Genomic DNA, 19096 nt, shown 5'->3' with positions numbered 1-19096 from the left:
TAGGTGGACAATAAAGAACTGCTAGAAAAATGTAAAAAAGTACTCTCCGACAACTACAGCGGCGAGTACACTATGCCCGCACCAAACTTTTACCCGCATCAGTGGTTATGGGATAGTTGTTTTACAGCAATAGGACTCGCTAACTACGACCTTGATCGTGCCAAAAAAGAGATCTTGAGCTTGTTGAGAGGACAATGGGGCAACGGTATGATCCCAAACATGATTTTTACTGATCATGCCGAGCATAAACAAGATCGTGATATGTGGAAAAGCTGGCGTAGCCCTTATGCGCCCGACGACCAAAAAACCAGCGGCATCACCCAGCCGCCAATGCTTGCAGAGGCTATTGTTAGGATTGGTAAAAAGCTAGAACCCGAAGCACGGCGGCAATGGTACCTCGATACTTTCCCGGCACTTCTGGCATACCACGAATGGTTGTACCGCGAACGAGACCCGCACGAAGAGGGGTTAGTTCTCCTGATACACCCGTGGGAATCCGGCCTAGACAACACACCACCCTGGATGCACGAACTTCACATGCATCAAACTCCATGGTGGGCTAGCGGTTTTCAGAAACTTCACTTAGATCGATTAGTAAATCTATTTCGCCGCGACACCAAACACTCTCCCCCTGGCCAACGCATTAGTAACATGGACGCTCTGCTGTATTACAACGTCATTCGACGGCTTAGGCGTAAGAATTGGGATATAGAAGGCATACTAAACAAATCTGACTTCGCCGTACAGGACCTAACCTTCAACTGCATACTGATCAGAGCCCATAGCCACCTAAAAACGATCTCCAAGACTATTGGACACGAGATTCCGCAGTGGCTGCATGAGCGGGTTCATAAAGGCCGCGAACATATAAACGAGAAGCTTTGGGATCCATATACTGGCCAATTCTACAGCCGAAACTTCGTCACACATAAACTCATCAAAGAGCCTTCAATAGCCACTTTCATGCCTCTTTATGCTGGCTGTATTGAACCAGAACGCGCCAAGATTTTAGTCAAAATGCTAAAAAATAATAAGGATTACTGGGGCAAATACCCTGTACCGTCAGTACCGTTTAGCAGCCACGCCTTTCGAGAACTCGGCTATTGGCAAGGTCCAACCTGGGTAAATACTAACTGGCTTATCATTGACGGGCTAAAACGCTACGACATGACTGAGGAGGCGCGAGAACTATCTGAACACACTCTAAGCCTTGTCAAAAATCATGGCCCAAGTGAATACTTTTCGGCGCACTCGGGTAAGCCCGCCGGGGCCGAAAATTTTAGCTGGACAGCAGCTCTTACCATCGATCTACTAAACAACAAAGATTAATTGGTTGGAAACAGACCAGCCGGAATAGAAAATTTGCTAATGTCGGCTTGGCTAGGGTTCCCCTGCCCTTCATAGACACGTACCCATAGGCTGTTGGACTTTTTCAGCACCATAGCATAGCCGCCGCCTTCTGGCACGCCGACGTTAACTCTTGCGAAATCAGATTCCTTTTTCATAATTGTATAAGTAAAATTGGCATCATTTTGAGTGGCAGTTACAGCTCGAACATAAGCCCTCGCAGCATCCTTTATTGATTCATCATCAGATTTTGTATCTGGAGCAGGCGCAGCGGTTAAGTTTTTTACCTTATCTTTGAGATCAGAAACTTGATTTTGAACGAGGTTTTTATCTTTCTCCAACTGCGACAATTGTTCCTTAGCCGTCTTTATCTCGTTATTTTTTGTCCGACTCTGGAGCATTTGCCAGACTATAGCTATTCCGCACAACACTAAGAGTAAACTGAGTAAACTTCTTGTAAAGATGTTGCTTAGTTTATTCTTTTCTTTGTAGACGATTTGCGTGCTTTGGTTCTCTGTTTTTGCTGGTTCATTCGCAACATTGTCCATAAAATAATCTCCCTCTTATGCTTAAAATCATACCATGGATTAGGTTATAGATAGAACCTCTACCTAGTTTACTCATCAGCTAGTGGCTTATCGAGAATCTCATTCTCCAAAACACTCTCACCACCACCAATTTTGACTATCGTTTTGTCGATCTTGCCTAATTCTTTTGAGGCATTGTTATAGTGCCCGACTGTTGCACCTAGCGAATTACCGACCTTTTTGAAATGAGCATCATAAGCTAGTAGATGTTTTTGAAGTTGCTCTATGTTTTTTCTAATTACTTCTGTGTCTTTCTGGATTTCGAGACTTCTTAGGCCCTGAACAATCACCTGGATCATGGCGCTAAGAGTGCTCGGACCGACAATGACGACTCTTTTCTCTACTGCTGCGTACTGCATCAAATCACGACCATTTACCCCAGCCGCACCAACTTTGTTTGCCAAAAGATCGTAATAGATCGCCTCGCTAGGGATAAACATTAAAGCTTGGTCGAGCGTACCTTTTTTGGTCTGAATGTATTTGCTAGTTTCATCAATTCGGCGTTTTAAATCTTCTTTGAAGGTCTTTTCCAAAGCCTCGCGCTGTTCCCCTTCGGCATCAATTAGTCGATTATAGTTTTCTAGCGAAAACTTGCTATCAATCGGCAACATCTTGCCATCTAGATGAATCACAGCGTCAACGACCATGCCTTCGGTCAGTTTATATTGCAGGCTGTAGCTATTTGGTGGCAGCAAGTTCTGCAAAATCTGATCGAGGTAAAACTCGCCGAGTACGCCGCGCTGCTTCGGATTCTGTAGCACATTCTTCAGCACTTTTAGTTCGTCCGCAACATCGACCACTCGCTTATTTGTATCATCTAACCGAGTCAGCCTTTCGGTTACATTGCCGATCAATTTGGCACTAGCCGCCAGCTGCTCACTCATACTACGTTGGTTTTTATCAAGTTTTGTATCTAGCTGAGACTGTAGCTGATCTTTCAGCTTTGTCACATTATCTGTCAGATGCAGTATGTTCTGCTGTAGCATCTGACTAGAGCTACTATCTTTTGTGCGGTAGGTTCTAGCAATCAGCCAAGTAAGTAGCAGCCCAACAATCGCCAAAAAAACATAACTCACCTCATTCATAAGCACTATTGTACCTCAATCTAAGAAATGGTGCGCAATATTTATCTGGCAAACTGCACAATCTTTGATTTTTCACAACTTACCTTGATATTTATTTTTGGTTAATAGTTTTAAAAAAATTAGATTTTTTGGCAAGCTGCTGAAAATGCCCACGCGCGTAACACTTACTATTAACCCCAGCTCGACATAACAACACCTATAAATATACATATACATTTTAGCTAGTAAAGATTGCATTTTTAATGTATTTTACGTAGCCGTTAACACATAAACTACGCCGTAGTGATAAGATTTACAGATACAAATTTATATTCACTTGGGTTGACTAACGTCGAGCTGGGGTTATTATGAGTATATGCAAACAAACCGGCCTCTAGCCGAAGCTTTACGACCAAAAAAGCCTGAAGAAGTTTTTGGTCAAGACGAGTTATTATCCTCTAACGGACTGCTAAGGCATATGTTTAATTCAAAATCGGTTAGCAGTCTGATATTTTGGGGGCCGCCAGGAAGTGGTAAAACAACCCTAGCTCGCATGTTGGCCAGTAACGCAGATGCCGACTTTATCGAAATTAGCGCTGTTACGTCTGGATTAGCTGATGTAAGGAAAATAGTCGAGCATGCCCGCCAAAATCAGCGTCTAAAAACAGACACCGTGCTCTTTGTTGATGAAATTCACCGCTTCAACAAAGCTCAACAAGACGCTTTTTTGCCGCATGTCGAATCTGGGTTAATAACCCTGATTGGCGCTACAACTGAAAACCCTAGTTTCGAAGTTATCCGGCCGCTTCTGTCTCGGGCGAGAGTAGTTGTTTTAAAGCCAATTGGTAACAGCGATATGTCCAAAATCATTGCCCGAGCGAGCAAGAACTTAAAACTTGGCGGTAAATTAACCAAACAGGCCATAGATACTATTGTCACCCTTAGTCACGGTGATGCGCGTAGCGCACTTGGTAATTTGGAGTTGGCCGTAAAGCTAGCCAGAGGTCAGAAGATAACCAAAGATACTATCGAACAAGCCGCCCAAACAGTAGCTCCTGCCTATGATAAGAAAGGCGACAGTCACTACGATATTGTCAGCGCGTTTATCAAATCCATGCGAGGCAGCGATGAAAAAGCAGCTTGCTACTACCTTGCCCGCATGCTCCAAGCCGGTGAAGACCCTAAGTTTATTGCACGTCGTATGGTGATTTTTGCTAGTGAGGATATTGGTCTGGCAGCTAGCGCCGCACTAAATTTGGCAGTTAGTACATTCCTAGCCGCTGAGCGAATCGGCATGCCAGAGTGTCAATACAACCTTTTTCACTGTGCAGCTGTTTTAGCCAAAGCACCAAAGTCACGAGAAGCAACCGATTTAATGGCAAGTGCGATTGATCTTGCCAAACGCTTTCCTAACGCAAGCGTACCGCTCTGGATCCGCAACGCCCCAACTGAGCTAATGAAAGACTTAGGCTATGGCAAGGACTATCAGTGGCAGGCAGGTTTCAAACCCAAAGACAGCTTCTTACCCCAAGAGATGACAGAATCAGAATGCAGAGCTTAAGCTTTAGAGTTTAGTGAGTAAGGGTCGGCACATTACTATACAAATTATTTAGCTTCAAAACAAGAAAAAAGAAATGCCAAGGCTTAAAGCTCAATACGATCGCTTACTAGCCCCGCCGAAAGGCCAACGCCAGCGTCGTCATCCGCGTAGCCATTGCCCCTGCCGAAGTTAGCCTGACCATCGTCCGAGCGAACGCTCGCGACGAACGAGTTGCCGCCCACAGTTTTGCGCGGCAGGTTGCCGTCGTACATAAAGCCCCATTCTATTGGCATCGGCTGGCCACAAATACGCCGCATTAGGCCTAAGACTGCTATTTCGCGGTGGGCGGCAGCTCGTAATTCTAGTTGTGAGTATGTTCGCTGAAAATCAGCTTTTGTAGCTGCTGTTTTGTCTAACTGAGTCTGCTGGCTGTCTTTAGCATACTTCGCATCGAATGGATCGCCTAAGAAGTGGAGTAGCGGTTCTGCTGAATAACCTTTGTTTTTGCTGTTTTTATGTGGATTATTGACTAGGAACCTGACGGTGGTAAGCTTACCGCTAGCAGCACCTAGTTGCTCATCAGTGTAACTATCGGCGTCTGTGCCTGGGGTCCAAAGCTCATGAAAAACAACAGCTTCCAAAAACTTTTTGCCTTGGTTAGCACCTCTGAACTTACGGCTATCTGCACTGTCTATCCCTTCGATTAGCTCAGCTGTAGTTAAAAGACTATATGGGATGTTTAATACGGCTTCGCCTGTCACGGCTTGACCAGCAAATTTGGCAGTTGCTAGTCTGGTAGCCAGATCATCTGTGTCTTTAGCAAGCTCTTGCCTGACCGCGTCATCAACAACAAAGCCTAATATACCTAAGACTTCACCGAAAAGTTCGGCTGTTTGGCCTGGATCAAAGGGAAGTTTTGGTTTCTGTTCCGGTCGCACTAAACTAGTGATTGCCATGAATCTGTTACTCCGTTAAATTCGCAATTATTATACCATGGGATACCAAGTTAGGTCAATTATCTTTTTTGCCACTTTATACAGGCTTTTAGACCAAGAGGTGAGGAAGCCTGAACTGCATATATTAGGGTTAAGGCTAGGGGCTTAGTTAAGGGTAGTTGCTACCGCCTAAACTAGGCTAGAACTTTTCACGAAGGTGCTTCATCGAATATTGCCAGTCAGAGTCTGTCTTTTTGTGTGGGTTAAATATGTAGTTTGGGTCAAATATTTCCTTGAGTGTTTTAAAATGCTTGAACATTTTTGGTCCATACATTTCGCGTAACCACGGCCCACGAATCATACCGTCATTATGCTCACCACTGAGAGAACCTTGATAGTCCAGTACCACTTTGTTTATCTCGCGCATGGCAGGCTCTAGTTTGGCTTTTTCATCTTCACGCTCTATGTTCATCAGCGGAATAATATGAAAGTTTCCATCTCCCATGTGGCCTGCAATGGTCGCTAGCAAGTTATACTTTTTGATAATCGTACGGATCTTTGGCAAAAACTCTGGCAAAAACTCTGGGCGTACAATTAGATCGTCCATAAACGGCGCCGTGTGCTTGTCGTGGACTTTGTCGCGGAGCAACTTGAAGCTCTCACGCCGCATTATCCAGAACTTCTTGCTCTTAGCCTCTGTCTCATCTTCCTCGAACAGGCTTTCGTGGTCGTAATTATGCAAAGATTCCCGTAAAGCATGGACTTTTGCGGCAACCTCGCTCGGATCGTTGCCGTCAAACTCAATCAACATAACCATTTTCGGTATTCCACGGAAAAGCATGAAAGCGTTAGGTATTAGCTGGATTGCTAGCTTGATCATGCCCCACCAACCTAGCCGCTTGTGAAAAAGCGGGAAGAGTTTAAAGCTCAACATCAACGTGTAATTATCAAAGCCTTCAAAAGTAGCAGGTTTATGCGCCATAACATCATTTATCAGGCTGCCAAGATCATCAATTGAACGTAGGAACATAACTAAAGTACCAGAATGCTTATAAGCCGGCACAAGCTTGAAGTTGATATCTGTCACCAATCCGAGCGTACCTTGACTACCGATAATGGCTTGGCAGAGGTCAAAAATTCCAGTTTCACGGTTCCAAATATCCCACAAATGATAGCCAGTTGAATCTTTGCTAACTTTTGGTCGAGCCGCTTGAATTTCATCATAATGCTTATCAACAAGTTCAAAAACTTTACGGTAAATTCCGCCCTCGTAGTCCCCTTGAGCGATTTTGGCTTCCAGCTCACGTTTGGTGAGTGGTTTTACCTCGTACTCATTGCCGTCGGCAAAAACTACCTTTAGTGAATTTACAAATTTTTCTACTTTTCCATATCGAAGCGATTTTTCTCCACCTGAGTTGTTAGCTACCATTCCACCAACCGTACAAAGGTCTCGACTAGCCGGATAGCTAGGCATTATTGCGTCTTTTTGGAGTGTCAGTGGTTCAAAATCTCGATAAAAAACACCCGGTTGTACCTGCGCGGAAGTGCTAGTTACTTCGCCAATTTTAGTAAAATGTTTGCTAAAATCTAGCACAACAGATTCTGAAATGGCTGCACCGCTCATATCTGTCCCGCCGCTTCGAGCTGTCAGGGAGATTCGTTGACCCTTCTTGTGTTTTTCTTGGGCATACTTTACCAAAGTCTTAACATCTTCACTATCCTGCGGCGCTACTACGACCTCTGGGATAAGCTCAAACATGCTAGCGTCATGGCTATAAAATTCTTTGAACTCAGGCGAGTCTTCAGCCTCACCCTTGATTAACCCCAATATCTCGTCTTTAAGATTGCCCATCGTTTACTAATAGCTTAAGCGAAATTAGCAAGGCACGCAAGAGCGCTTATGCTAAAATTAAACTAATGAAACATCTTGTAATTGTCGGCGGCGGCTTTGCTGGCGTCCGCTTAGCTAGGAAACTACGCAGGACCAAAAACGTCTATATTACCCTGATAAGCGACGGCGAGGAATTCCGTTACTGCCCGGCACTTTACCGCTCTGCGACCGGCCATAAAGTGGGAGTCTCACGCCTGCCGCTAGAATGGATGCTTTTAGACTGCCCCAACCTCAACCTAATTATCGACAAAGCACTGAGTATCGACGTCGACACCAAGAAGTTAAACCTAGAGTCTGGCCAGATTATCGAATATGACGAGATCGTTTTTGCGATCGGCGTTGTCAGTACTTTCTTCAATATCGAGGGCCTCCACGAATACGCCTACGGCATGAAAACCAGCCAAGAAGTCGTCAAACTTCGCAAGCATTTGCACGACACACTTATGTTAGACGACGAGGCGTCGCGCAACTTTGTGGTGGTCGGTGGTGGCCCAACTGGTGTTGAATTAGCAGCAGGTCTCGGAAACTACCTGCGTAAAATTGCCCGCAAACATCGCCGCAGTCGCAAACGCATCAATATCTGGCTAGTCGAAGGCGCACCGCGGCTTTTGCCTGTTATGAGCGAGCGCGCCAGCAGAATTGCTAAACGTAGACTTGAGAAGTTAGGTGTCAAAATCCGACTCAATACCAAAGTTACAGCTGGCAGATTAGATGAGCTGCGCACCAACGAAGGGCCAATCCCAACTCACGCCATTATCTGGACGGCTGGGGCTATCAACAATCCATTTTTTGCCGATAAGGCGGATGTTTTCCCCGTTGGCGAACGCAACAAAATCAAAGTCAACCAGTATCTACAGATTCGGCCGAGTATTTATGTAATCGGCGATAACGCAGCGACCAAATACTCTGGTCTAGCCTTAACTGCGGTTCAAAATGGCAATTTTGTCTATAAGGACATAACCAGACGACTTAACAACAAAAAAAGAAAAGCTTACAACCCCGCCAAGCCTATCCAAATCGTGCCTATCGGCGACCGCAGCGCCGTGTTGCAATGGGGTCGCCTGACAATTGGCGGCATTTTACCTGCTATTCTGAGGCGCTTCGCTGACTTTATCGGCTACTCCGACCTGATGGGCCCACTTAGAGCGCTCACTATCTGGCGTGCTAGCGATACCACCGAGGATAACTGCCAAACTTGTGCCCGCCGCTAGAAGAATATTTTAACTTGCAAATTTTTCATCAGCTTATGTTCTAAAACAACTTAAACTACTTAGACTGCTACTTTTGTGTGACAATATATATGTGAATGATGAACTTATGACAATAGAAGAAAAACTAGCCAGAGCTCGCAGTAACGAAAGTGTAGATTTCTCTAAATATCAGTCGAGCGATCAAAAAGATTCTTTGGTGAGGGTTGAATCTGCAGAAAGATTACTCGTTGAACCTTGTTGGACACTCGATAACGACTGGGAGGGTCAACGCTACAGAGATTACATGTCACTTCATCCAGAATATGATGCCATCTATCTACGTTCCGAACTTGCAAAGCGGCTGCTTGTCGCAGCAAATCATCTTGACAGTAGATACAAACTAGTACTACGTGCAGGCCATCGACCAATCGATGTGCAAAGAAAAATACTTATTGACTGTGCAGATGATTACAAGAAGGATAACCCGCAAGTTAGTGATGAAGAAGCATTAGAGCATGCACGCGAATTTGTGAGTGATCCCGAAACCACTTTACCGCCCCATGTATGTGGAGCTGCAGTCGATGTAGACATGATAGATACCACGACAGGAAAGCTGGTTGATTTTGGTAGCAAGCTAAACGATGACACCGAAAAGTCTTACCTATTTTGTGAAGAGCTGACTGACACGCAAAAATCTAACAGGCTTATTCTACTTACTGCAATGCTCCAGGCTGGTCTTGCCAGTTGCATGGTTGAATGGTGGCACTACTCGTATGGAGATCAGTTGTGGGCTTGGTTCTATGGTAAAGAAAATTCGCTATACAGCCTCATAGATCTGGATCCGATGCACAGCTAACAGAGATAATCTGATCTACTTATCATAGACTTAGCTCTTTATTATCGTCATACAGATGCACTTCATCAAAGAAAGTCAGTTCGTCATGGCTTGGCTTTACTAACATTTTTGAAGCTTTTGGTCATTTCCAAAATGCCGGTTTGGTAATCTGAACTTTAAAATTCTAGGAGGGCAATAGCCAACCATGTTGTACATATCTACAGGTTTCTTGGATTTAACGAGTCGCATCATGGTTGCTTTGAGTACCAGTTACCAAACGCTTCCCATGCACTTGGTCCATCTGGCTTAATCTCAAGATTTTGTGAATGTAGTTCAGCTAAAGTATGTCCAGAGAATTCAGCGATGGTTTCGATGCTTGTGCCGGAGCCGCGAGGGCTCAGAATAATAGTACCTTGAAGCTTGTGCGAAAAAGTCTGGGTAGTATCGCCGTCGATATAGGTCACGGTTTCTGTTATCGTTAGACTCTTGTCTTTCTTGAATCTAAGCAGTGATAGAAAATCTTCTGTAGTAAACCACTGTACGACGTCCTTTATATATCCCCCGGGGAACCCACCGAGTGCCGGAAAGGACCAAGAGGCATCGTTTACCACGAGTGGTTGTTGAATTGCATCGTGAGCTTGCTGCGCTTTGTGCATGGCGATACGGTGTGGATCGTGAGACTGTATCTCTTCTAGCTCTAAGCTGCGTGGCCTTACCGTAATACCATACGCAGTGAGGGCGGCTTTAGCGTCAGATATTTTCCACTTATTTCCTGTTACAAAAACAACCTGTTTCATAGAGTGATTATCACACGCTAAACGGGGGTAAGTCAATGCGTCAATTGGTCTGCGAATGGCGTTCCGTAGCTTTGCTGTTTTTTCAGGCTCGCGACGCCGGCGAACCGTTCGCGGAATGCCAATGAACAAGGTTTGTGTCTGTTCGAGTCCCCAAAGACACAATCTGTTGTGTCTTTGATCCAAGCCAAGAAAAAACCACCCATGAACGGGTGGATTTTCCTTGGCTGAGCTTACGGGTCTAATATTTTAATCTTCCGCAGGCATTATCATCGCAAGGTCATTTTCAACTGCTAACTCAAAGTTCAGAACAATCTCACGGAGACAAAGTCCAAAGACACCACGCAACTCTCCTAAATTACTATAGAAAACCCATGAGTCGTAGCTATTTGGGAATCTATTGACTGGTTCTGGGCTAGAATCAAGAAAACGTCGGCACGCTGCGCGCATGATCTTGAGATTAAGCTTTAGGTTACTCTGATCCTTCAACCCATCAATCTCGGACGTAAGAAAATGCATGATTTCGTTAACTGAGTTAAGACAATGATGTGGCATCTCGAGTTCAGTGGGATTGTAAAGCACGCGTCTATCTTCTAGGTAATTAATCACTGATTTTGCACATGCAAGTTCACTCTTGCTAGTCTGCCACTGTACACCAGCAATTGATGTACTAACGCCACTTATCTTTGAAAGAATATCCTTGAATCTCAATATTTTATTCATAATTGTTAGCTTAACTGATGCAAAACAGGATAACTGACATGGGTCTAATATTCAACTGTCGCATCTGGCTGAGCATATGGGTCTGGAACATTAATCTAGATATGGATTGTCTTCGCCTAATTTGTTATAAAAATACACGAGAAAGTTTTTGGCGATGATATTCGAGTATTTTGCTGTTTCGTATCCTAGATATTGCAGTAATGGAACACCTCCGTACTCTTTGCCGTAAAAATGTGATTTCTTAAGGCCTAGATCATCAAGTAATTTGAAATTTACTCTAGACGCAGAATCTTCATCGTTATTAGGTTCAGGAATAATTTCGTTTGTGGCAAATGACTTATAATGTGTGGTTTCATTTCTCAGATTGTAGAGATTATGCATATCACGGACTATATCTTCATCGTAATTCATCGGTTCCTTACCCAATATTTGCAAAATAACAGAATATCTATCTACAATAGGCATCCTATCGATTTTCGCCGCATCTGTATGTAGGGCAACAATCGATTCTAAGTTGTAACCGTTAGAGCCCTTCGTATGTCCTATGCCATAGTTAATAATATTAAATGCTTCTGCTTCTAAGGCTGCTACAGATTGAGAAATACTTGCAATGACATATGATAAATACAAAAAGCTATCACTATCTGAGTGTTTTGTTGCCTCCAATCCAGCTGCCAGTTTGGCTTGATTTGAAGAGCCTTTGAAGAATGCACTGACGATATTAAATGATGCTTCCATATGTAATAGCAGAATTAGGGACTTAGGTCTGAAATTCTGCTGTCGCATTTGGCTCATTTTTACAACGAGGCTAGAACCTATTTCCAACAAGATGTGTAAATGTAAGCCCCACCGTTTGCCAGCCAAAGGCTGACCCGCCCCGCCAGCCCTGACTTTTGCATTTTTGATGTTCCCCCCGCCGAATTTCTTCTTTCAGTTGAGAAAAGTCAGGTCTGTCGGGTCGGCTGCGCTGGAGCGCAGAAACGGCTGGGCTTGGTCGGTGGCGTAGCTGCAAGCCTAGCGATTTGCTATGCTTATCTTATGAAACTCTATATGTCATCGTATCGCCTCGGAGATCACACCGAAAAACTAAAAGAGCTGGTTGGTAAGCCAGCGGCAAAAGTGGCCGTTTGCGTTAATGCTCTTGATAGTACAGAGCCAGATGTCAGAAATGACATCGTCCTCAAACGAGAACTTGAAGATATGAAAAGCCTCGGCTATCAGCCAGAAGAACTAGATTTACGCCACTATTTTGGCAAAGACGGCATCGTTGAAAAAATGGAGCAATACGACTTAGTTTGGTTCAGTGGTGGAAATGTATTTATACTCGCAAAAGCCTTTAAGCAAAGTGGTTTTGACAAAGTTTTTCGGGAACTCATAGAAACCGACAAACTGGTCTATGCTGGTTATAGTGCAGCGTTCTGTGTACTCACAAAATCGCTCAAAGGCGTTGAGCTGGTCGATGACAAAGACGCAAGCGCAGCAGGCTACGAGTCTGGCGAAATATGGGACGGTTTGGGCTATATAGATTTCTACCCAATCGTACACTTTCACTCAAACCACCACGAGTCCGAAGCAGTCGAAAAGGAATATGAGTATGTTGTGGGCAACAACATACCACATAAAACCTTTCGTGACGGTGATGTTTACATCATCAACGGTTCGAGCCAAGAGAAACTTGCTAAGGAGTAAAATACTCTTTCAGCAGCTCATCGGCTAGAACTTGCAACGTGTCGATGACATCCGCACTATCAATGGCACCGTATACTAGCGGCAATTCTGTACAGCCTAGAATAATTGTTTCTAGGTTGTACGCTTCCTTAAATGTTTTAACCTGTCGCCTAAATTGCTGCCTTTCACGTTCCGTCAAACTGTCATTGAGCTTTTTATAGATGTATTGCTCAATTTGCTCTGCAAATGTAGTGTCTGGCCGCACTATTTCAGCGACATCGGCTAAAGCCTCGTCATATATCGTAGAGTTTAAGGTTGTGGGCGTAGCCAACAAGCCTACTCGCTTGTAGCCAGCGGCCTTAATGTTATCTGCCACTAACGCGGGTATGGCCAAGAACGGCACTTTTGTTACTGCTTGCAGTTCGGGCAGTAAGATGTGTGCTGTATTACAGGCGATACCATTGACGGTACAGCCTGCTTGTTCAAGCAGCTTTGTGCGTTCGATAAGCATTTGCCTCGCATTTGGCAATTCGCTTTTGTCTGATATGAAGTTGGGTACGGGGACGTTCAGCAAGACAATTTCTGGATAGTCATCATCAACGGCGGCAGGCGTATAGTTCTGCGTACCCTTAATGAGTAGCTCATACAGCTTATTGCTTGCTTGAGGCCCCATACCGCCAAGTATTCCTATGGCGGACATGGTCTTTCTCCTAAAAGTTTAAGAAATAATATAGATTCAAATGGTAATTTAAGACAATTCGGGACTAAGCCCAGTGCAAGAGATGCAGAGCAACGAGTGATTTAACTGATGAGAAATTGTTGCTCAATTTCATAAAATATATTGTAGCATAGGTACAATGAAAAGTCCAGCATTTTTTGGTTTTTTGTACGTTGTGCCACCGACCAAGCCCAGCCGTTTCTGCGCTCCAGCGCAGCCGACCCGACAGACCTGACTTTTCTCAACTGAAAGAAGAAATTCGGCGGGGGGAACATCAAAAATGCAAAAGTCAGGGCTGGCGGGGCGGGTCAGCCTTTGGCTGGCAAACGGTGGGGCTTACATTTACACATCTTGTTGGAAATAGGTTCTAGCCTCGTTGTAAAAATGAGCCATTTTCGGACTTTTTAAGAATTGGTCGCCCAAATGGGCGGCTTTTTCTTTGGCTGCGCGGAGCGCAAGCCAGATGTTTTCTTGGGGGGAATTGGAGCTACGGCGCGGCAGAAGCCGCGCTTGTTTTTTAGACCGCCACAGGCGGTTTTCTTGATATAATGAAAGAGCAACCAACCAGTGAAGAACTATTTTTATTTGAGGGCTTAAATGGCCGTCTTGGACAATCTAGTTCTTCTAGGTTGGTTGCACCAGGACGGTCATTTAAGTTTTAGGGGGTAAACTATGAACGAAAAATACTTTTTGTACGCTCGCAAGAGTACAGACGTAGAGGACAAGCAGGTTTTAAGTATTGAAGCGCAGATTGCCGAACTGCGGAAGTATGCCAGAGATAACAGCTTGCATATTGTAGATACCATTATTGAAAAGCGCACCGCTAAAATACCAGGCCGCCCGAAGTTCGGCACGATGTTGAAGCGCATTGAGGCTGGCGAAGCCAGCGGTATAATCGCGTGGCACCCCGACAGACTTGCCCGTAATTCCATTGACGGCGGACAAATCGTATATTTGCTAGACCAAACGCACCTGACCAATCTGAAGTTTCCGACATTTTGGTTTGAGAACACATCACAGGGCAAGTTTATGCTGTCCATCGCATTTGGTCAGAGCAAATACTATGTAGACAATCTGTCCGAGAACACCAAGCGTGGGCTACGCCAAAAAGTCAGACGCGGTGAAATGCCTGGACTTGCACCGCTCGGCTACATAAATGATGTGCGTACCCGCACTATTGTTGTAGATAAACGGCGTGCGCCGCTGGTTGTATCGGCTTTTGAGCTGTACAGCAAAGGCGACAAAGGGTTGCAGGAGATTGCCGACTATTTTGCCGACAACGGCATAAAAACCAGCGGCGGCTTGCCCCTCAAAAAAGACCAAATCAAATATATGCTGACAAATCCGTTTTACTACGGACATTTTAGATATGCTGGTGAGATGTACGAGGGCAAGCACACGCCGATTATGTCCAAGAAACTGTTTGACGCGGTGCAAGCAGTAGCCGAAAAGCGCGGGCACAAGCGAAAAGGCGCGAACGCGCCACAAGCCTTATGCGGTTTGCTAATTTGCGGCGTGTGCAATATGGCAATTACTGCCGAAAAGAAAGTCAAGCACCAAAAGAACGGCAATATACACGAATACACCTATTACCGTTGCACGCGCAAAAGTAAAATAATGAAGTGCATTGAACTAGCCATAACCGAACCACAGCTTGTGGCGCAGTTGTCCGATATTTTGCAGGGCTACGCCCTGCCGAGCGCGTGGGCAACTACGCTTGAGCAAATGCTGAACGAGGACGAGAAAACAGCCGAGCGAACCACTGGCGTATTCATAGCCGAAGCACAAGAAAAGGTGCGTAACTTGCAAAGCAAGTTACAGCGACTTCTGGACAGTTACCTAGACCAAGACATTGACCAGCCGACATACAAAACCAAGCAAGCCGAACTAATGAGTGAAAAGAAGTCGCTTGAAGAACAAATCGCCAAACTTACACTTGCCGCTAATAGTTGGGTTGAACCTATGCGCCAGTGGCTCAAAACGGCTGTTTCTCTCAAGAAAATAGCCACAAACGCCGAGCCGATTGCCATAAAAGCCGCTTTTGCTGAAATTGACGGATTGAACCTCTTTTTATCTAAAAAACAAGCGCGGCTTCTGCCGCGCCGTAGCTCCAATTCCCCCCAAGAAAACATCTGGCTTGCGCTCCGCGCAGCCAAAGAAAAAGCCGCCCATTTGGGCGACCAATTCTTAAAAAGTCCGAAAATGGCTGGGGATGAGGGATTCGAACCCCCGATCACGGGACCAGAACCCGTTGCCTTACCGCTTGGCCAATCCCCAATATATGATTGATTATACCTTAAAGGTGCGAGGTGTTCGAATGGGATTGTCGTCACGATCTTGGTGAAACAAGTTTCAGCCGAGTCCCGGTCACATTCTGCGACCCCTTCGCCACCTCTTTGAAAATGAATCTTCAAGAGTGGACTCACTTGCAGCAATTCACAGGATTGCTTCACCGCTCTCAACATACTTTGAACAAGTTCAAAATCTGTTTCCGAGTTTCCGAAGCACCGCTGGTGCTTCTCACCCGAATGTGGAACCTGAAAAGTTCTCTTACGATCTGCCATCAGAAAGATCTTCAGGGCTTTTTCACGCTTAGTGCATAAACAAGTGTTACTAGGATATCATAGCCTAAAACTCGGTCCAATCTAAAATCTGACTAGCGTCGAAAAACGCGGCCAATCATAAAACTTACGACTAAAACAATACCGGGGTATTGAATATTATTCTAAATGTTGTAAGATATTCTCATGCCTGTTTATCCAGAGGCTTTGGTTTTAGACCCTCTGTCCAATGTCTATGAGAGAGCGTTGGCTGATCCTACGAAATTAGTAGGCAGCATCGAAAATCTTTTTGACTCAGAAATTAAAGCTGCGTGTACTTTGCTCGCTGAGACGGTATTTCCGCTTTTTGATACTGCTTCTGGTGTTGCTAAGTGCAGGGATGCGTTTGTTATTGGATCAGGCATTACTAGCTTAGCATTAGATCAAAGTGTCCTTCCAATAGCCGATTTTCCAGAGTGCAGAAGGCTAGCCAGCACCCAGCTTCAGGGTTTCGGTCGCACCATTCTGGCAGTCAATGATCCCACATCAATGTTTTATAACATATCCTCAAGGGGTTTCAAATCTCACCCAGAGCTCTATAAGCTATCTGACTTACTTGCAAGCCACAAGGCTAAGGCTGAAAATAAGGAGCTAGGAGATTTTCTAGCGGACGGCATTGGCGTCACCGCCCAGGCAGTTTATTTAGCATTCAATTCCCTAAAGCAGCGTCATAAAATAGCTGCAGCGAACAAAGAAGCGGATGCGATTATCGCCGAGACTGACTTCGACAACTTGCCTAGCAGCTTTCGACCCTAGTAACTACTTTTTGGCTTTTCGTTTTGCAACCGTATGGGCTGGCAGCGATTTACGAGTACCACTGTCGGCTACTGCCCACACTAACAGTCCAACCGAAACTATGAACACTGCATACGAGGCCCATAGAGCAATTTTTCCAACTAAGCCCCAACCCCACGCGTTGAGTAGTAAACCGCGTAACGTCTCGCCCATGAAAAGATTAGTTCTCTGGGCCTCTAGGGTTTTGTTGGTTCGATCTTTTTGAAACTCGCCGCTTACCTCCGAATAGGTTTTGCCATTGGCAACTTTTGCCAAGTGGCCTTTGATGTAATCCGAATAAGCTTTCGCTTCATCACCCGTATCTACAGCTTTGTCGGCAAAAGAGACCAGCTTGGAGTTGTCTTTTTCTAACGTTGCCTTATCTGGAAATGATATTTTTTGGGCTGAAAGCTGATCCTTTACGGTGAGGGATGCATAATTACTCCCTAGCATGAGCAAGCTTGCGGCTATTAGGCAGAAGGCAGCGCTCATAAGTTTTATTTTTTTCATTGTTTTTCTCCTTTAGTCTTATGCTTTTATTATAGTCTTAATGTCAACAATAGCCATTTTCCGTAGACCGATAGGCCACGGAGAGAGTAAAATGAAGATACTAAATTAAGGAGGTTACTTAAACATGGCAGCAAAATTTGAGATTTATGAAAGTAAAAACGGTTACCGTTGGCGTCTAAAAGCCGGTAATGGCGAAGTAGTTGCTACAGGCGAAGAATACGCCGACAAAGCAGGTGCCAAGCGAGGCTGTGAGGCTGTTGCACGAGCTTCCGCCGATGCCGAAATCGTAGAAGCCTAAAAATTACGATAACAATCAAGATCCTGTGAACTTTTTTGCGCAGGATCTTGTTTTATGCTTTACTTATTAGGTTAATGAAAAAACAAAAAGTCATCGAAAAAAAACTCGATCATTGGCTAGAATCTGTTTCAAGACCTGCGGCTAAACTACACATAGTTCTAGCATTAATTTATGCAGTCTACATCGTCCTCTCTGATGCCTGGAATCTAATCACACCTTTCGCTGCCAAACAGCGTTGGCTAGCGCTTTTTGTCGTAACCAGCGTCTACATTTTAGCCTGGTTTTACTCTTCAAAACCAAACAGAGATCACGGCCATCATAGGAGAGTTATCTGGGCTCTAATAACTGCCGATCTAGCTCTCGCAACTTTCAGTATTTACACTCAGCGCGGTATGTCGAGTAGAGCCGTAATATTGTTTACTCTGCCGATTGTGGTTTCTTCACTGCTGCTAAAAAAGTTTTCAATACTTGTCACCACCCTATGCACGATTGCCTTATATATACTTAGCGCTTGGTGGTACTTCCATACGCATTTCAACGAAGGCTACAAAGCAGAGCTTGCCATAGAAGTAGGGTTTTACTGTGTATTCTTCCTGATTTTAGCAGAAGTACTATGGCTGCTGATTAGGCCGAAGAAGAGCTAGACAGTCCTTTTCCTAATACGCGATGCACCGTAGATCGCTAACCCTGAACCAGTAATTATACTGGCCCATAATACTACGCCGCCTGGTTCTGAACCGGTGCCTGGAGTCTCTCTGTCGCTAACAGTGGTTGTAGTGTGCACAACATCAGAAGTTGTTGTGGTTGTTGGAGCTTCTGTGGCTGAAGTCGTTGTTGGGGCTTCGGTAGTTGTCGTTGTTGGAGCTTCAGTGGTTGAGGTGGTTGTAGGAGCCTCAGTGGTGGATGTAGTCGTTGTTGGAGCTTCAGTGGTGGATGTAGTCGTTGTTGGAGCTTCGGTGGTTGTGGTAGTTGTAGGAGCCTCAGTGGTAGATGTAGTCGTAGTTGGAGCTTCGGTGGTTGTGGTAGTTGTAGGAGCCTCAGTGGTGGATGTAGTCGTAGTTGGAGCTTCAGTGGTAGATGTAGTAGTCGTAGTTGGGGCTTCAGTTGTCGACGTAGTCGTAGTTGGAGCTTCAGTGGTAGATGTAGTCGTAGTTGGGGCTTCAGTTGTCGACGTAGTCGTAGTTGGAGCTTCAGTGGTAGATGTAGTCGTAGTTGGAGCTTCAGTGGTAGATGTAGTCGTAGTTGGAGCTTCGGTGGTGGATGTAGTCGTTGAAGCTTCGGTACTTTCTGTGGGGTCGGTTGGAGACACGCACTTCTCAGTGGTACCGCTAGTTGAAAAATCCCATTTTACAGGATCGCCAATCAACCTGTTGGCGTCTACTGTGACCTCATAGTCATGTTTCTGTGCGGGATTCAGCTCTATAGATTTGACATATCTGCTGCCGAATAATGAGTTCGTAACTAGAGTACCATCTACAACAACTCTGATAATGTTGTTTTGGCCCGTACCATTATCCTCATACCTTGATAGATCGATATCCAGAGAGTCACAGGTCGGAGTAACTAAAGGCACGTGTGCGCTAACCTCTCCCCCTTTTAGCAACGACCCACCAACTCCAGCA

At 45.0% G+C, this 19096-nt stretch carries 20 protein-coding genes, 1 tRNA gene and 1 pseudogene; 10 read left to right on the top strand and 12 right to left on the bottom strand.

Going from position 1 to position 19096, the window contains the following annotated elements; all coding sequences use genetic code 11:
• The first annotated feature begins 3 nt into the window (after positions 1 to 3).
• A complete protein-coding gene (locus tag IPO96_04145) occupies positions 4 to 1329 on the top strand; it encodes a glycoside hydrolase (protein QQS64733.1) in 1326 nt (441 codons plus the stop codon).
• On the opposite strand, the gene IPO96_04140 is transcribed toward IPO96_04145, so the two are convergent.
• Both IPO96_04140 and IPO96_04135 read right to left on the bottom strand, forming a co-directional pair.
• Positions 1326 to 1895, bottom strand: coding sequence for a hypothetical protein (locus tag IPO96_04140; GenBank protein ID QQS64732.1), 570 nt, complete (start codon positions 1893 to 1895; stop codon positions 1326 to 1328). The genes IPO96_04145 and IPO96_04140 overlap by 4 nt on opposite strands.
• A 68-nt stretch (positions 1896 to 1963) precedes the next feature.
• Positions 1964 to 3019 carry a DNA recombination protein RmuC gene (locus IPO96_04135; protein ID QQS64731.1) on the bottom strand — a complete coding sequence of 352 codons (1056 nt, stop codon included), beginning with the start codon at positions 3017 to 3019 and terminating at the stop codon, positions 1964 to 1966.
• Positions 3020 to 3374: 355 nt separating this feature from the next.
• Between IPO96_04135 and IPO96_04130 the strand changes: the two genes are divergently transcribed.
• Entirely contained in the window at positions 3375 to 4559 is a 1185-nt protein-coding gene (locus IPO96_04130; GenBank protein ID QQS64730.1) for a replication-associated recombination protein A, read from the top strand.
• An 83-nt stretch (positions 4560 to 4642) separates the two neighbouring features.
• Here the strand turns inward: IPO96_04130 and IPO96_04125 are convergent, their stop codons facing one another.
• Together IPO96_04125 and IPO96_04120 are read right to left on the bottom strand one after the other, a co-directional pair.
• On the bottom strand, positions 4643 to 5494 hold the full coding sequence (locus IPO96_04125) for a hypothetical protein (protein ID QQS64729.1): 852 nt from the start codon (positions 5492 to 5494) through the stop codon (positions 4643 to 4645).
• A 178-nt stretch (positions 5495 to 5672) separates the two neighbouring features.
• Complete coding sequence (locus IPO96_04120) at positions 5673 to 7325, bottom strand: FAD-binding oxidoreductase (protein QQS64728.1); 1653 nt, start codon at positions 7323 to 7325, stop codon at positions 5673 to 5675.
• 65 nt (positions 7326 to 7390) lie between these two features.
• Here IPO96_04120 and IPO96_04115 point away from each other — a divergent pair, with 65 nt between their 5' ends.
• Both IPO96_04115 and IPO96_04110 read left to right on the top strand, forming a co-directional pair.
• The gene (locus IPO96_04115; protein ID QQS64727.1) at positions 7391 to 8575 is read left to right on the top strand and encodes an FAD-dependent oxidoreductase; all 1185 of its coding nucleotides are present in this window, start codon (positions 7391 to 7393) and stop codon (positions 8573 to 8575) included.
• A gap of 91 nt (positions 8576 to 8666) precedes the next feature.
• Positions 8667 to 9410, top strand: coding sequence for a hypothetical protein (locus tag IPO96_04110; protein QQS64726.1), 744 nt, complete (start codon positions 8667 to 8669; stop codon positions 9408 to 9410).
• A 227-nt stretch (positions 9411 to 9637) separates the two neighbouring features.
• On the opposite strand, the gene IPO96_04105 is transcribed toward IPO96_04110, so the two are convergent.
• The 3 genes from IPO96_04105 to IPO96_04095 form a co-directional block, all read right to left on the bottom strand.
• Positions 9638 to 10186 carry a hypothetical protein gene (locus tag IPO96_04105; protein QQS64725.1) on the bottom strand — a complete coding sequence of 183 codons (549 nt, stop codon included), beginning with the start codon at positions 10184 to 10186 and terminating at the stop codon, positions 9638 to 9640.
• A 246-nt stretch (positions 10187 to 10432) separates the two neighbouring features.
• Positions 10433 to 10906, bottom strand: a complete 474-nt coding sequence (locus IPO96_04100) for a hypothetical protein (GenBank protein ID QQS64724.1) — start codon at positions 10904 to 10906, stop codon at positions 10433 to 10435.
• 90 nt (positions 10907 to 10996) lie between these two features.
• The gene (locus IPO96_04095) at positions 10997 to 11644 is read right to left on the bottom strand and encodes a hypothetical protein (GenBank protein QQS64723.1); all 648 of its coding nucleotides are present in this window, start codon (positions 11642 to 11644) and stop codon (positions 10997 to 10999) included.
• A 300-nt stretch (positions 11645 to 11944) separates the two neighbouring features.
• On the opposite strand from IPO96_04095, the gene IPO96_04090 reads away from it, so the two are divergent.
• Positions 11945 to 12595, top strand: a complete 651-nt coding sequence (locus IPO96_04090) for a Type 1 glutamine amidotransferase-like domain-containing protein (GenBank protein ID QQS64722.1) — start codon at positions 11945 to 11947, stop codon at positions 12593 to 12595.
• On the opposite strand, the gene IPO96_04085 is transcribed toward IPO96_04090, so the two are convergent.
• Positions 12585 to 13274, bottom strand: coding sequence for an aspartate/glutamate racemase family protein (locus IPO96_04085; protein ID QQS64721.1), 690 nt, complete (start codon positions 13272 to 13274; stop codon positions 12585 to 12587). The genes IPO96_04090 and IPO96_04085 overlap by 11 nt on opposite strands.
• Before the next feature lie 690 nt (positions 13275 to 13964).
• Between IPO96_04085 and IPO96_04080 the strand changes: the two are divergent.
• A pseudogene (locus tag IPO96_04080) lies at positions 13965 to 14417 on the top strand (recombinase family protein).
• On the opposite strand, the gene IPO96_04075 reads toward IPO96_04080, so the two are convergent.
• The 3 genes from IPO96_04075 to IPO96_04065 all read right to left on the bottom strand — a co-directional run bounded on the left by IPO96_04075 (position 14391) and on the right by IPO96_04065 (position 15569).
• Positions 14391 to 14654, bottom strand: coding sequence for a hypothetical protein (locus IPO96_04075; GenBank protein QQS64720.1), 264 nt, complete (start codon positions 14652 to 14654; stop codon positions 14391 to 14393). The pseudogene IPO96_04080 and the gene IPO96_04075 sit on opposite strands and share 27 nt — an antisense overlap.
• Positions 14655 to 15127: 473 nt before the next feature.
• Complete coding sequence (locus IPO96_04070) at positions 15128 to 15322, bottom strand: hypothetical protein (protein ID QQS64719.1); 195 nt, start codon at positions 15320 to 15322, stop codon at positions 15128 to 15130.
• A 173-nt stretch (positions 15323 to 15495) separates the two neighbouring features.
• Positions 15496 to 15569, bottom strand: a tRNA-Gln gene (locus IPO96_04065).
• A gap of 470 nt (positions 15570 to 16039) precedes the next feature.
• Here IPO96_04065 and IPO96_04060 point away from each other — a divergent pair.
• Positions 16040 to 16648, top strand: a complete 609-nt coding sequence (locus IPO96_04060; protein ID QQS64718.1) for a hypothetical protein — start codon at positions 16040 to 16042, stop codon at positions 16646 to 16648.
• 3 nt (positions 16649 to 16651) lie between these two features.
• Here IPO96_04060 and IPO96_04055 read toward each other — a convergent pair whose 3' ends face one another.
• Positions 16652 to 17176, bottom strand: coding sequence for a hypothetical protein (locus IPO96_04055; protein ID QQS64717.1), 525 nt, complete (start codon positions 17174 to 17176; stop codon positions 16652 to 16654).
• Positions 17177 to 17300: 124 nt separating this feature from the next.
• Here IPO96_04055 and IPO96_04050 point away from each other — a divergent pair, with 124 nt between their 5' ends.
• The 3 genes from IPO96_04050 to IPO96_04040 all read left to right on the top strand — a co-directional run bounded on the left by IPO96_04050 (position 17301) and on the right by IPO96_04040 (position 18868).
• Entirely contained in the window at positions 17301 to 17474 is a 174-nt protein-coding gene (locus tag IPO96_04050; GenBank protein QQS64716.1) for a DUF1508 domain-containing protein, read from the top strand.
• A 74-nt stretch (positions 17475 to 17548) separates the two neighbouring features.
• A complete protein-coding gene (locus IPO96_04045) occupies positions 17549 to 18118 on the top strand; it encodes a hypothetical protein (GenBank protein ID QQS64715.1) in 570 nt (189 codons plus the stop codon).
• A gap of 96 nt (positions 18119 to 18214) precedes the next feature.
• Positions 18215 to 18868, top strand: a complete 654-nt coding sequence (locus tag IPO96_04040) for a hypothetical protein (protein ID QQS64714.1) — start codon at positions 18215 to 18217, stop codon at positions 18866 to 18868.
• Positions 18869 to 19096 lie beyond the last annotated feature (228 nt).

The organism is Candidatus Saccharibacteria bacterium, from assembly GCA_016700315.1.
In the GTDB taxonomy this organism is placed as follows: Bacteria; Patescibacteriota; Saccharimonadia; order Saccharimonadales; family SZUA-47.
Note: the sequence above shows the minus strand (reverse complement) of the source record. Positions and strands in the feature narration are given on the sequence as shown.